Below are 13,993 nucleotides of genomic sequence, written 5' to 3'. Positions count from 1 at the left end.
AAAAGTAAAATGAGCATTTTAGAAAAAAGAGAATTTGGAACCACGAAAGATGGAACAATGGCATATCTTTATACAATCGAAAATCAGAACGGGATGAAGATGACAGTCACAGATTTCGGAGCAGCATTGGTGAATCTGTTCGTACCGGACCGGGATGGGAACCTAAGAGACGTAGTCCTTGGATATGACGATGCCCGGACCTACGAGGAGAGAGGCGCGTTCTTTGGAGCAGCGGTCGGAAGGAGTGCCAATCGGATAAAAGGAGCTGCCTTTGAAATCAATGGTGTTTCCTATCAGTTGGAAAAGAACGACAATGGAGAAAATAACCTTCACAGCGGGAATGACTTTTATAATAAACGTTTCTGGAAGGTGGTACAGGAAAAAGAGGATTCCATCACATTTGAACTCTACAGTCCAGACAAAGACCAGGGGTATCCAGGAGCACTTACGATGCGTGTCACCTATGAATTGACAGCGGATGGAACACTCCATTTAGAATATGAGGCAGTCCCGGACAAGGATACGATTATTAATATGACGAACCATAGTTATTTTAACCTGGGAGGACATGACAGCGGGGATGTATTGAACCATAAGCTGACCATCGATGCGGACTATTTTACAAGGGCAGACGCACAGTCCATTCCGACAGGGGAACTGCTGGAGGTCGCCGGCACTCCGATGGACTTTCGAAGTCCTCATGCAATCGGGGAAAGGATTGATGCAGATTATGAGGCCACCCGCCTGGGCGGTGGATATGACCACAACTGGGTATTGAAAAATGATGGGAAATTTGCTAAAGTAGCTGAAGCTGCAGATGAGGAGAGCGGCATTGGGATGGAGGTCTGGACGGATCTGCCGGGCATGCAGGTGTATACGGCAAATTTCCTGGAAAATGAGCCGGGAAAAGGCGGTGTCCTATATCAGGGACGCTCTGCAGTCTGTTTCGAGACACAGTATTTCCCGGATGCCATTCATCATGATCATTTTGCAGGCCCGGTATGTAAAGCAGGAGAGACTTACAGGACTGTCACAGAATACCGGTTTGATAGACTATAAAGAGAAAAGCAGGCAGTATAAGTATTTATGGGGAAATCAGTATATATCGCGGAGAAACCGAGTGTAGCTCAGGAATTCGCAAAAGCATTAAAATTGAATACAAGACGCAAGGATGGGTATTTGGAATCTGATGATGCGATCGTGACCTGGTGTGTCGGACATCTGGTCACGATGAGCTATCCAGAAGTGTATGACCCGGCTCTGAAACGCTGGAGCTTGAATACGCTGCCCTTTATTCCAGAGAACTTTAAATATGAGGTGATTCCGGCGGTGGCGAAGCAGTTCCAGATCGTGAGCAGCCTTCTGAATAGAGACGATGTGGAAACAATCTATGTTTGCACGGACTCCGGGCGGGAAGGAGAATATATCTACCGTCTGGTGGAGCAGGAAGCTCAGGTGGAAGGAAAGAAACGGCGGCGTGTCTGGATCGATTCCCAGACAGAGGAGGAAATCCTGCGTGGAATCCGGGAAGCAAAGGACTTATCGGAATATGATAACTTGAGTGCTTCTGCCTATCTAAGGGCAAAAGAAGACTATCTGATGGGAATTAATTTTTCCCGTCTGCTGACCCTGAAATACGGGAACAGCATCTCAAACTATCTGCATACCAAATATGCAGTCATTTCTGTAGGACGTGTCATGACCTGTGTGCTGGGAATGGTCGTACGCAGGGAAAGAGAAATCCGTGATTTTGTGAAAACGCCGTTCTACCGTGTCCTTAGCACCATCGAGGCACAGGGGCAGACGTTCGAAGGCGAGTGGAGGGCTGTAAAAGGCTCCCGGTATTTTGAATCCTTCGATTTATATAAAGAGAACGGTTTCAAAAAAAGAGAAAAAGCGGAAGAATTAGTGGATCACCTCAAGAATCCAGAGCCGGTGAACTGCCAGATTGTCTCGATTGAGAAGAAAAAGGAAAAGAAAAATCCTCCACTTCTATATAATCTGGCGGAGCTGCAGAATGACTGCTCCAAACGGTTCAAGATCAGTCCAGATGAGACGCTGCGGATCGTGCAGGAGCTTTATGAGAAAAAACTGGTTACATACCCAAGGACCGATGCCAGAGTGCTGTCCACTGCGGTGGCAAAGGAAATCAACAGGAATTTGAATGGTCTTTCCAAGTATCCGATGGCGGCTCCCTATCTTCAGGATATCCTTGGATTTGGCAGTCATAAAGGGCTGGCGAAGACAAGATATGTCAATGATAAGCAGATTACGGACCATTATGCCATTATCCCGACAGGGCAGGGCTTGAGTGCTCTGAAATCTGTTTCTGCGACAGCCGGAAAGGTCTATGATTGTATCGTGCGGCGGTTCTTGAGTATTTTTTATCCGCCGGCCGTATACCAAAAGGTTTCGCTCACAACGAAAATCAAGGAGGAATGCTTCTTTTCCAGCTTCAAGGTTTTGGCAGAGGAGGGATATCTAAAGGTGGTGGGCGTTCCTCAGACGAAGAAAAACAGTGCTTCATCGGGAAACCCCGGCACAGAGGCTGACGGACAGAATTCGGATATACAGGATATTGGAGAAGAGTCTGGGCAGGATTTGGATACCAGCTTCTTCCAGGTGATTCAGGGTCTGAAGAAGGGAGCGGTGCTCCCGGTGAAGGCACTGGAGATCAAGGAGGGGGAGACTTCCCCGCCGAAACGTTATAATTCTGGTTCCATCATCCTGGCCATGGAAAATGCCGGCCAGCTCATTGAAGATGAGGAGCTGCGCGCCCAGATCAAAGGAAGCGGAATCGGGACCAGTGCGACCCGCGCTGAGATTCTGAAAAAGTTAATTCATATTAAATATTTGGCGCTCAATAAAAAGACACAGATCATTACCCCAACCCTCCAGGGGGAGATGGTGTTCGATGTGGTGGAGAATTCCATCAAATCTCTGTTAAATCCAGAGCTTACTGCAAGCTGGGAGAAGGGACTGAATTACGTGGCTGACGGAGAAATTACACCGGATGAATACATGAAGAAGCTGGATCATTTCATCATCAGCCGGACCAATGGGGTAAAGGGGCTGAATAATCAGTATCAGCTCCGCGGCTGCTATGACAGGGCTGCGCAGTTCTATAAAAAACAGGGAACAAAGAAACAGGAAACAAAATAAGAGAGAAACGACTAGACCGGCGGAACAGGCAGTGCACTGAGATGGCGGCAATGTGAGAAGGAGGAATGGGCATGAGAGAAGTATTAGTGACAATTCCGGTGGAACCACAGCATAAGATATGTTTGGAGAATGCGGTGCCAGCCTCAGAAGGAGGCCGTGAACTGCATTTTACCTATCTTGCAAAAGAGAATGTGACGCAGGAGATGGTAGAGAATGCGGAGGTGATCTTGGGGAATGTGAACCCAGAATACTTAAGGCGGGCCGGCAGACTGAAACTGCTGCAACTGGACAGTGCAGGGGCTGCCTCTTACACAGTCCCCGGGGTGATGCCTCCAAAAGCCCAGCTGGCGAATGCAACGGGGGCGTATGGTCTTGCGGTCTCAGAACATATGCTGGCCTCTGTATTGATGCTGGTCAAAAAGCTGCATCTTTACCAGCAGAATATGCAGCATCATCAATGGAAAGATGAAGGTCAGGTCAGCTCGATCCGTGATTCTGTCACTCTGGTAATAGGTCTCGGGGATATAGGCGGACAGTTCGCCAAGAAGATGCACGCGCTGGGCAGTCATGTCATCGGAGTGCGCAGAAACCAGGCGAAAAGGCCGGATTATGTAGATGAAATGTACCAGATGGAGGAATTAGATTCTTTATTGGGAAGGGCAGATATTGTTGCCTGTTCTCTTCCCGGAACTCCCCAGACCGAGCATCTGATCAATAAAGAACGAATCGCAAAGATGAAGGACGGAGCATTTTTGATTAATGCAGGCAGAGGCAGTCTGATTCCGACCAAAGATTTATGTGAAGCGTTGTACAGTGGAAAGCTGGGCGGTGCGGCAATCGATGTGGCGGAGCAGGAACCGCTTCCAGAAGACTCTATGCTCTGGGATGCGCCGAATCTTTTGGTGACGCCACATATTTCAGGAAACTACCACATGCGGCAGATCAAGGAAATGATCGTTGAGATTGCCGCAGACAATTTAAAGGCAGTCATGTCAGGCGGCCGCATCAAGAATGAAGTAGACTTTCAGACCGGCTATAGAAAATTCCAAGAGCCGGAAGACATTTAGGAGGAGATTATCATGACACAATTAACTGTAAAAGAACTTTACACACTGGAGGAGACGATCGCAAAGGATATTTTTGAGGGAGTGGTCTATCCATGGGAGGTTCTTCCAAAAATCAGTGGTTTCATCTTGGAACTTGGTGCAAAATTGAGTGAAGAGGAATATGAAAAGCGCGGCGAGAACATCTGGATCGCAAAATCCGCAAAGGTGGCGCCGACAGCCTCCATCACTGGTCCCGCAATCATCGGAAAAGAAGCGGAAATCAGACATTGTGCATTTATCAGGGGCAATGCGATTGTTGGAGAAGGAGCCGTTGTTGGAAATTCGACTGAGTTAAAGAACGTGATCTTGTTTAATAAAGTACAGGTTCCTCATTACAACTATGTCGGTGACTCTATCCTCGGATACAAATCTCATATGGGTGCAGGCTCTATTACTTCCAATGTAAAATCCGATAAAAAGCTGGTGGTCGTAAAAACACCAGAGGGAAATATAGAGACAGGAATGAAAAAATTCGGTGCGATGCTGGGTGACGAGGTAGAAGTAGGCTGTGGGAGCGTTCTAAATCCTGGAACAGTGGTAGGCAGCCATACAAATATCTATCCGTTGTCATCGGTAAGAGGATATGTACCGGGTGGAAGTATTTATAAAAAGCAAGGCGAAGTTGTAGAAAAAGAATAGTATAATAAGATGTACGGACGTAAGGGCGTAAGGCGGTATCAGTGAAATAATATATTGTCTTACGCCCTGATTCTTTTTGTGCTCGACAGCCTTTCCACATTTCAAGGAATCTTTTCCAATGCCGGATCTGCTGAAATTTCTCTGGCAAATAGAATATCTATATGATATAATAACTCCATCAACCGGCATTTCATGAAAATTCTATTTTTCTGAAAATTCAGGCATTTCGCCAGCGAATTCAAGTTGATAAAATTAAAAGAGAATGGTCGTGATGCTTATGAGTGTAGTGTCTCTTTATTGAAATCGCATAGGGCGTATATTAAATAAGGGGAACCGTGTTTGGCAGAAGCCGATGAAAGTAAAAAGATAAAATAAAAAAGAAAAGTCCTGATTAATGGACATGTAATGTTGTATAATAAGTTTATAAAATTGTTGTTGACATTTGACAATAAGTATAATAGTATATTAGTAGAAAACGAACAATTGTTCGAACGACAAAAAGGAGATTTTTTAATTATGGCAAATAGTAATGAAGATAAGAAGAAAGCGTTGGATGCAGCGATTGCAAAGTTAGAGAAGGATTTTGGAAAAGGAACAGTTATGAAGCTTGGGGAATCAGGTGCCAAGGTGGCAGTTGAGACAGTACCTACAGGATGTCTGAGCCTGGATCTGGCACTGGGGCTTGGCGGTGTTCCGAAGGGGCGTGTGATTGAGGTCTACGGACCAGAGTCCAGTGGTAAGACGACAGTCGCATTACATATGATCGCAGAGGTACAGAAGAGAGGCGGGATTGCCGGATTTATTGATGCAGAGCATGCGCTGGATCCGGTATATGCGAAGAATATTGGTGTAGATATCGATGAATTGTATATTTCACAGCCGGACAGCGGTGACCAGGCCCTGGAGATCGCGGAGACGATGGTGCGTTCTGGAGCGATTGATATCATTGTTATCGACTCCGTTGCTGCTCTGGTTCCGAGACAGGAGATCGAGGGAGATATGGGAGACAGCCATGTAGGTCTTCAGGCGAGATTGATGTCTCAGGCTTTGAGAAAGCTGACTCCGGTTATCAGTAAGTCGAACTGTGTTGTGATCTTTATTAACCAGTTGCGTGAAAAGGTCGGTGTTATGTTCGGAAATCCAGAGACGACAACGGGTGGACGTGCATTGAAGTTCTATGCATCTGTCAGAATGGATGTCAGAAGGATTGAGACCTTAAAGCAGAGCGGTGAGATGGTTGGTAACCGTACCCGTATCAAGATTGTTAAGAATAAGATCGCACCTCCTTTTAAAGAAGCAGAGTTTGATATTATGTTCGGAAAGGGGATTTCCAAGGAAGGAGATATCCTAGATCTGGCAGCAGGAATCGACGTAGTGAACAAGAGCGGTGCCTGGTATGCATACAATGGTGAGAAAATCGGACAGGGAAGAGAGAATGCCAAGGCGTATCTCGCAGAACATCCAGAGCTTTTGGAAGAACTGGATCACAAGGTGCGTTCCTATTACAAGCTGAATGGGGAAGGCAAAGATGAGACAGAGGAAAGTGATTTAAAGCTGACAAAGAAAGCAAAAGAAACTGCAAAAGCAGATACATCTGCAAAAACGGCAGATAAGGCAGAGAAGAGTGCCGTAGGCAGCCCAGAGGCCGTGAAAGCAGAATAAAGAACAGCAGGAATAGACAGGAGAATATATAGATTATGACAGTTACTAAGTTAGAATCTGTTATGAAGACAAAATATAAAGTATTCCTGGATGGAGAGTTCGCCTTTGTATTATATAAGGGCGAACTTTCGCGTTATGGAATCCGGGAAGGGATACAAGTGGAAGATGAACTGCGTGAAAAGGTCATGAATGAAGTCATATTGAAGAAGGCCAAACTCAGGGCCATGCATCTTCTGGAGGATATGGACCGCACAGAGTCGGGACTTAGGGATAAGCTGAAGCAGGGACTGTATCCAGAGGAGGCAGTGGAAGGAGCGATCCAATATGTGAAGTCCTTCGGATATATTGACGATCTCCAATATGCGCGTCGGTTCATTGAGAGCAGGAAGCACATGAAAAGCAGAAGAGAGATCTATGCCCAGTTGTGCAGTAAAGGTGTTTCATCAGATAAAATCGAACTGGCATTCGAAGACTGCTATGAGATGGGCGGAGAGAAGGAAGCTATTTTGCAGGTGATCCGCAAAAAAAAGGTCGATCCGACACAGGCGACAGAGGAAGAAATGCGCAGATTATACGGTTATTTGGCCCGGAAAGGATTCCGTTATGATGATATCCGTCAAGTGATACAAAATTATAATGAGAATGCTTGACATAGTTGTGAAAACAGTATAAAATTTAACTGTTGTATTTAAAGCAAAATGTACAATGAAAATTGAATAAGGAGGTGCTCCTGTGCCAACAATGATTAGTATTGTTATTGCCGTAGCCCTCGCGTTGATAGTTGGTATTATTACTCACTTTGTAACGGTTTCCAATTTGAAGAACAATGCAGCTTCTAAGATTGGGAATGCCGAAGCAAAGGCAAGAGAGATAATTGATGATGCCGTAAAGACTGCTGAGACAACGAAAAAAGAAGCTCTTTTAGAGGTGAAGGAAGAGTCGATCAGGACGAAGAATGAACTGGAAAAAGAGACGAAGGAAAGAAGAGCCGAATTGCAGCGCTACGAGAAGAGAGTGCTCGCAAAAGAAGAGGCCGTGGATAAGCGGTCAGAGGCAATCGAACAGCGGGAAGTCAAGTTTACAGCAAAAGAAGAACAACTAAAGCAGCGTGAAGTGAAGGTAGAAGAACTCAGTCAGAAGAGAGTACAGGAACTAGAAAGAATCTCAGGACTTACCTCCGAACAAGCAAAAGAATATCTGTTGAAAACTGTTGAAGAAGATGTGAAACATGACACAGCTAAGATGGTCAGAGAGCTGGAATCACAGGCGAAGGAAGATGCGGACAAGAAAGCAAAGGAATATGTTGTCAATGCGATCCAGAGATGTGCAGCAGACCATGTGGCTGAGACTACAATTTCTGTAGTGCAGCTTCCAAGTGATGAAATGAAAGGAAGAATCATCGGACGAGAGGGACGTAATATCAGAACTCTCGAGACTTTGACCGGCGTCGAGCTGATTATCGACGATACGCCGGAAGCAGTCGTCTTATCTGGATTCGATCCAATCAGAAGGGAAGTTGCAAGGATTGCCCTTGAAAGGTTGATTGTGGATGGACGTATCCATCCTGCAAGAATCGAGGAGATGGTAGAAAAAGCACAAAAAGAAGTGGACACCATGATCAGGGAAGAAGGAGAGGCAGCAGCGTTAGAAGTTGGTGTGCCGGGAATTCATCCAGAACTGATTCGTCTGTTAGGACGTATGAAGTTCAGAACAAGTTATGGTCAGAATGCATTGAAGCATTCTGTGGAGGTTGCCCAGTTATCAGGACTTCTGGCCGGCGAGATCGGTCTGGATGTCAGGATGGCGAAGCGTGCAGGTCTTCTGCATGATATTGGCAAGTCGATCGACCACGATGTGGAAGGTTCACATATTCAGATTGGTTCAGACCTTTGCAGGAAGTATAAAGAGTCTGCTACAGTCATCAATGCAGTAGAAGCTCATCATGGAGATGTAGAGCCTCAGACATTGATTGCATGTGTAGTACAGGCAGCCGATACGATTTCTGCAGCAAGACCAGGTGCAAGAAGAGAAACAATTGAAACATACACAAACAGATTGAAACAATTAGAAGAGATCTCAAACCAGTTTAAAGGTGTTGAGAAGTCTTTTGCTATTCAAGCAGGTAGAGAGATTCGAGTAATGGTAGTTCCGGAACAAGTATCTGATGATGACATGGTACTTATGGCCAGAGAAATTGCAAAGCAGATTGAATTTGAGTTGGAATATCCAGGCCAGATCAAAGTAAATGTAATCCGTGAATCACGAGTTACAGATTATGCGAAATAATCCATATCAGATAGGAATTGAATGTACAGCCCTTGTCGAAAGACAAGGGCTTTTTTATGATACAGGAAAGCTCGAAGATTTTCCTGTATCATAAAAATCCTTCGGGGGATGCGCACTTCGTTACTTGGAATATACTATATGATATTTCTCGTTCATTTCTGGTGCAGGCTCTACATCAACATCTATAATTTGGCTGATGATTCCGTGACGGCACAGTGTTCGGGATACGGAATATCCCATATATTTAGCGTGTGGCCAGTTATCGTCTGTTTTTCCATTTCCAACAGGCACATATAAAGTCATTTCTGTTTTCCCTTCCTGATCGGCCTTTACCATTTGGTCGATCAAATCTTGGCTGACAGAAATACAGACTTTCGAATTTAAAGATCCCATATTGGACTCTCTGAAGATCTGTTCGCCGACCAAGATATCCATGAGAACGATATACAAGATTAATGGAACGGCCAAGGTGGTTTTCGGATGTTCTTGTAATACATATATAAATGATCCCATTACAAATAAAAAGCCGTAAAAGAAGATTCCGAAAGAGACATCTGTTCTTGATAAATAGCCACTTCCTGATACACCACAAAGCAGTACTAAAAAGATTGTGACAACTACGGTGCATATCAAAGTTTCTATTACAGTGTCTCGATAATATTTATCAATTTCTCTTTTGTTCTTAGAACGTATCCAGGTTACTATAGCAATTCCAACTGCCAATATAAATATCCGGCATGTCATTCTATTTAGTTGATACAAATATGCAAAAAGAATGTTAAGTGTTTCTTTGATTTGGATACTACTAGAAGCGATGCTGGCGCTTCGCTCTCCAGCAGCTTCATATACCAGGGAAATCAACCAGAATCCAATACATACAATTGAGAAAAGATTTTCTTTGATGAATTCCCATACTGTTTTCTGTCTTTTTTTTATGAAAGAAATAAATGCTAATAAGAAGTTGTATCCTATATAAGAAATTAAAATAATAGTTGGAAATAAATTTGATAAAATTGAAAGGTAGATCAATAATATCAAACAACCTTTTTTAAGAAGATTTCCGTTATTCCATGTTGTATTAAGATCTGTTGGGCCAGCCATAAACCATAATACAATGCCTGCATTCATCAAATTGGGCAATACATAATAAAAATAGCAAGTAACATTCTCGGAAAAGAATAAATAGGAATTTCCTGCCCAGCCGTTTTTTAGAATGCTAAAATGAAACAACAAAAATGCAAGTGTACATACTATTGCCTGTGTGTCTGTCGCTTTAAATTTTACTTTTATCCATTTCCAGAACAAAATCAAATAAATGAAGATTGCTGCACTAATTACAAAACCAAAAGTCAGAGTCATAGATAAAAGATAATCATGAACAAGTGGCTTGACTAAAAAAGCAGCGATATAGGCAATGAAAGGCAGGAAAGTTTCCGGGAAGACCCTGCATGGATTCCAGTCTTTCCATAAAGGATAAGCCTGTCTTACATAGGAAATATTACTCCAATCATCTGAATCATAGATTACTAAAGGATGGATCTCTGTAAAAAATATAAATAAAAACAAAAAGGTACAGGCCCAGAAGAAAAATTTACCGTAAGCGCTTGGCTTAAACTTAAATTTTTCACTCTTTATTTTTTCTGTCTGCAATGCTCCTATTTTTGAACTCATTTTGTTGCGTTCCCCCTACATTCGTCATTTTTTCTGAATTGAAATTGGTAATCAAATCTGATTTAGATATTAGCATATATTTCATAATATGACAATTCATAGCAGCCAATAAAAGGGGCTCATGATTATTTTAAAATAAAACGGAAAGCAAACGGATCAGTCCTCAAAAGTGAGGTTGGAGAAGCTTGGCAGCGAGTTTGGACAGATGTCGCAGACAGGGGCAGAAGACAAAATGAAATAATTCCTGAAAAGTTTTTTAGGAAAATGCAGGATTTTGATTTATAAATTGCAAAACAAGGATTTGGGAGGTGGAAAGAAAGGCGAAATTGGAAAAAATAAGAATCTGAGAGAAAATAATCTTGCATTACTGCAGAACTTATATTATAATAAAAAACCAGTATATGTCTCTGTTGGTTTTTGATATCTCATGGGCTGGCCTTATCGGCTTTCGGGTACAATGGGGAAGTTCTATTGGGTTTCTGAGAATCTTGGGAACACTTATAGAATCAGCAGCCTTTCAATAGAAAGGTCTGCTAAACTTAAAAATTTTTATTATGGAAAATGGAGGATGGAGAAATGTCATTAACATTATCAAAAAAAGCATCAGGCGTAAAGCCTTCATCAACTTTAGCAATCACTGCAAAGGCGAAGGCAATGAAGGCGGAGGGAATCGATGTCGTTGGATTTGGTGCCGGGGAACCGGATTTTAACACACCAGAAAATATCAATGAAGCGGCAATCAAGGCAATCAAAGATGGATTTACAAAATATACTCCTGCATCCGGGACAGAAGAGCTAAAGAAGGCGGTCTGTGCAAAATTTGAGAGTTTCAATGGGCTTCATTATGAACCGAATCAGATCGTGATCAGTAATGGTGGAAAGCACTCTCTGACGAATATTTTTGAAGCAATCCTGAATCCAGGGGATGAGGTGATCATTCCGGCTCCATATTGGCTGACATATCCTGAAATCGTAAAGTTGAGCGATGGCATCCCGGTAGTGGTATATGGCTCAAAGGAAAATGGGTATAAGGTGACAGCACAGCAGATCCGTAATGCAGTTACAGAGAATACAAAGGCACTGATCTTAAATTCTCCTTCCAATCCGACAGGTATGATTTATTCGGAGGAGGAGCTTCGTGCCATCGCGGAGGTGGCAGTGGAAAAGGATTTCTACGTTGTGGCTGATGAGATGTATGAGTATCTGATCTATGGGGAGAAGAAGCATATCAGTATCGCTTCTCTGGGAGATGAGATTTACAAAAGAACAATCACATGCAGCGGAGTATCCAAAAGTTATGCTATGACAGGATGGAGAATCGGTTACACAGGTTCCAGCGTGGAGATCGCTAAGCTGATGAGCAGCGTACAGAGCCACCAGACCTCCAATCCGAACTCCATTGCACAGAAGGCGGCCCTGGAAGCTCTCTCAGGTGATCAGTCAGCCGTTGCAGCTATGAAAGTGGAATTTAATAAAAGAAGACAGTATATGTATGAAAGAATTGCTAAGATGCCGCTTCTGGATCTGCTGGAGCCAGAAGGTGCTTTCTACGTATTTATTGACTTCACAGATGTATTAGAAAAGTCATATAAAGGACAGAAGATCGGTACAGCCGCAAGAGCAGCAGAAATTCTTCTGGAAGAGTACAAGGTAGCAGTCGTACCATGTGCAGATTTCGGATTTGACAATTTTATCCGTTTGTCTTATGCTATTTCTTTAGAGGCAATTGAGAAAGGTCTCGACAGAATAGAAAATTTTGTTTCCTCCCTGTAGGAGAAGGAAAAGGAGTAAGTATGAGCGGACAGATTAAAAGATTAAATCGTGAATTAAAGTTCAAAGGGAAGATCATTGATTTTTATCAGGATACGATGGAGATTGATGGGGACCATACAGCCGTGTGGGATTTTATCAAGCATAAAGGCGCTGCAGCGGTCGTACCAGTGACGGATGAAGGAAAGATTCTGATGGTCAGACAGTATCGGAATGCCCTGGAGCGTTATACACTCGAGATTCCGGCAGGAGCCTTGGATGCAGAGGATGAGCCTGGAATTGACTGTGCAGGACGTGAACTAGAGGAAGAGACTGGTTACCGCAGTGAAGATCTGGACTGGCTTATTACGCTTCGCACAACCGTTGCATTCTGTAATGAAAAGATCGAAGTTTTTGTTGCAAGGAATCTGATTCCTTCTAAGCAGCATTTGGATGAGGATGAATTCATTGATTTGAAAGCTTATACAATAGAAGAATTGAAGGAGAAGATTTTTTCTGGAGAGATTGAGGATGCGAAGACGGTTTCTGCACTGCTTGCATACGATACCAAGTATAGAAACCAAACATCCCCCGCATAAATAAGAAACCCTGGCATATAATGAAATATCTGAACAATAGGAGGAACGCCTGTGAAGATACTTCATACAAGAAAGCAATTATTTGTTTTCTTTATGCCAGGGTTTTTATTTGGAATTTTATATGTCAACTTCATCATGAAGAAATATACGGCTGAGCCAGGTATTTTCAGCGATTATTTCCTGAAACAGTATCAGTCGGCAGATATTGCTGCCGGAGAATATATCTGGTACCTGATTCGGGTGCGCGCTGTTCCATTTCTATTGCTGTTAACGTTAGCATTCACAAAAATAAGAAAATTGTCTTCCATAGCTTTTCTGATATGGACGGGCTTTTCTGGTGGAATGCTCTTCTCTATGGCAGTCCTCGGTATGGGAATCAAAGGCAGTATTCTGTGTATCGTTGGAATATTGCCCCAGTTCCTTTTGTATATCCCGGCATATATGGTGGTCATCTGGTATGGTTATACCTATCCCCAGAACAGATGGAATACACAGAAAAGTATCTTCGTAGGACTCGCCATGGCGGTGGGGGTGCTGCTGGAGGCTTATGTAAATCCAGGACTTATCCATGCTTTCCTGGGAACCCTCTAAAGTGAATTTAAGACGGTGACGTGAGATGTCTGTGGGCGTCTCTGTCAGGAACAAAGGGGGCAGGCTTAGCGGGACAATCACTGTGCTAAGAGACACTAAACGAACCAGCGGCGGATTTTACGGAACTTGAGGGATTCACCGTGTTTTCTGATGAAAACGCGGCTCAGCCCTCAATGGATTTTGATGCTGTACATCAAAATCCATCCGTGAAATCCGCCGCTGCTTCATTAAGTGTCTCTAAAGCTCGTTAAAAGCCCGCTAAGCCTGTCCTCTTTGTTCCTGGCAGAGCCCCCCACAGACATCTTCCGAAGCTGACGCATCAAACCAGACGTAAAACCGTCCAGGGGATTCTGACCGAAGCTGCGTATGGGAAGATAAATGTATATATTTCCAGGCAGATTCTAGTTTATGCGTTAACTGATTATTCCGGGCCTGCGGCCCACCTAGGCCGCAGTTTAGCGCAGTTAGACCGCGCATCAGCTCATTTGATACAATCCGCGTTTCGGCACATGCCGATCGCAGATCAGC

General features: G+C 43.6%; 12 protein-coding genes. 11 read left to right on the top strand and 1 reads right to left on the bottom strand.

Going from position 1 to position 13,993, the window contains the following annotated elements; genetic code table 11:
• Window positions 1–9: 9 nt before the first annotated feature.
• The 7 genes from HGO97_RS19280 to rny all read left to right on the top strand — a co-directional run bounded on the left by HGO97_RS19280 (window position 10) and on the right by rny (window position 8,855).
• Entirely contained in the window at window positions 10–1,059 is a 1,050-nt protein-coding gene (locus HGO97_RS19280) for an aldose epimerase family protein (protein WP_216244507.1), read from the top strand.
• Between the two features lie 27 nt (window positions 1,060–1,086).
• Window positions 1,087–3,162, top strand: coding sequence for a DNA topoisomerase (locus HGO97_RS19275; protein WP_216244506.1), 2,076 nt, complete (start codon window positions 1,087–1,089; stop codon window positions 3,160–3,162).
• Between the two features lie 71 nt (window positions 3,163–3,233).
• Complete coding sequence (locus HGO97_RS19270) at window positions 3,234–4,229, top strand: D-2-hydroxyacid dehydrogenase (RefSeq protein ID WP_216244505.1); 996 nt, start codon at window positions 3,234–3,236, stop codon at window positions 4,227–4,229.
• Between the two features lie 12 nt (window positions 4,230–4,241).
• Complete coding sequence (locus HGO97_RS19265) at window positions 4,242–4,907, top strand: LbetaH domain-containing protein (protein ID WP_216244504.1); 666 nt, start codon at window positions 4,242–4,244, stop codon at window positions 4,905–4,907.
• 516 nt (window positions 4,908–5,423) lie between these two features.
• Complete coding sequence (recA, locus tag HGO97_RS19260; protein ID WP_216244503.1) at window positions 5,424–6,569, top strand: recombinase RecA; 1,146 nt, start codon at window positions 5,424–5,426, stop codon at window positions 6,567–6,569.
• A gap of 35 nt (window positions 6,570–6,604) precedes the next feature.
• Window positions 6,605–7,219: a regulatory protein RecX gene (locus tag HGO97_RS19255; protein WP_216244502.1), complete on the top strand. Its 615-nt coding sequence runs from the start codon at window positions 6,605–6,607 to the stop codon at window positions 7,217–7,219.
• A 91-nt stretch (window positions 7,220–7,310) separates the two neighbouring features.
• The gene (gene rny, locus HGO97_RS19250; protein WP_216244552.1) at window positions 7,311–8,855 is read left to right on the top strand and encodes a ribonuclease Y; all 1,545 of its coding nucleotides are present in this window, start codon (window positions 7,311–7,313) and stop codon (window positions 8,853–8,855) included.
• Between the two features lie 120 nt (window positions 8,856–8,975).
• On the opposite strand, the gene HGO97_RS19245 is transcribed toward rny, so the two are convergent.
• Window positions 8,976–10,526, bottom strand: coding sequence for a hypothetical protein (locus tag HGO97_RS19245; protein ID WP_216244501.1), 1,551 nt, complete (start codon window positions 10,524–10,526; stop codon window positions 8,976–8,978).
• Window positions 10,527–10,800: 274 nt separating this feature from the next.
• On the opposite strand from HGO97_RS19245, the gene HGO97_RS19240 reads away from it, so the two are divergent.
• The 4 genes from HGO97_RS19240 to HGO97_RS19225 all read left to right on the top strand — a co-directional run bounded on the left by HGO97_RS19240 (window position 10,801) and on the right by HGO97_RS19225 (window position 13,465).
• Window positions 10,801–10,947 (top strand): hypothetical protein, encoded by a 147-nt coding sequence (locus HGO97_RS19240; protein WP_216244500.1) that lies wholly within the window; start codon window positions 10,801–10,803, stop codon window positions 10,945–10,947.
• Between the two features lie 155 nt (window positions 10,948–11,102).
• Window positions 11,103–12,299: a pyridoxal phosphate-dependent aminotransferase gene (locus tag HGO97_RS19235; RefSeq protein ID WP_246597599.1), complete on the top strand. Its 1,197-nt coding sequence runs from the start codon at window positions 11,103–11,105 to the stop codon at window positions 12,297–12,299.
• 20 nt (window positions 12,300–12,319) lie between these two features.
• Entirely contained in the window at window positions 12,320–12,874 is a 555-nt protein-coding gene (locus tag HGO97_RS19230; protein WP_216244498.1) for an NUDIX hydrolase, read from the top strand.
• A gap of 51 nt (window positions 12,875–12,925) precedes the next feature.
• Window positions 12,926–13,465 carry a stage II sporulation protein M gene (locus HGO97_RS19225; RefSeq protein ID WP_216244497.1) on the top strand — a complete coding sequence of 180 codons (540 nt, stop codon included), beginning with the start codon at window positions 12,926–12,928 and terminating at the stop codon, window positions 13,463–13,465.
• Window positions 13,466–13,993 lie beyond the last annotated feature (528 nt).

Source organism: Faecalicatena faecalis, assembly GCF_012524165.2.
GTDB classification, from domain to species: Bacteria; Bacillota; Clostridia; order Lachnospirales; family Lachnospiraceae; genus Faecalicatena_A; species Faecalicatena_A faecalis.
Note: the sequence above shows the minus strand (reverse complement) of the source record. Positions and strands in the feature narration are given on the sequence as shown.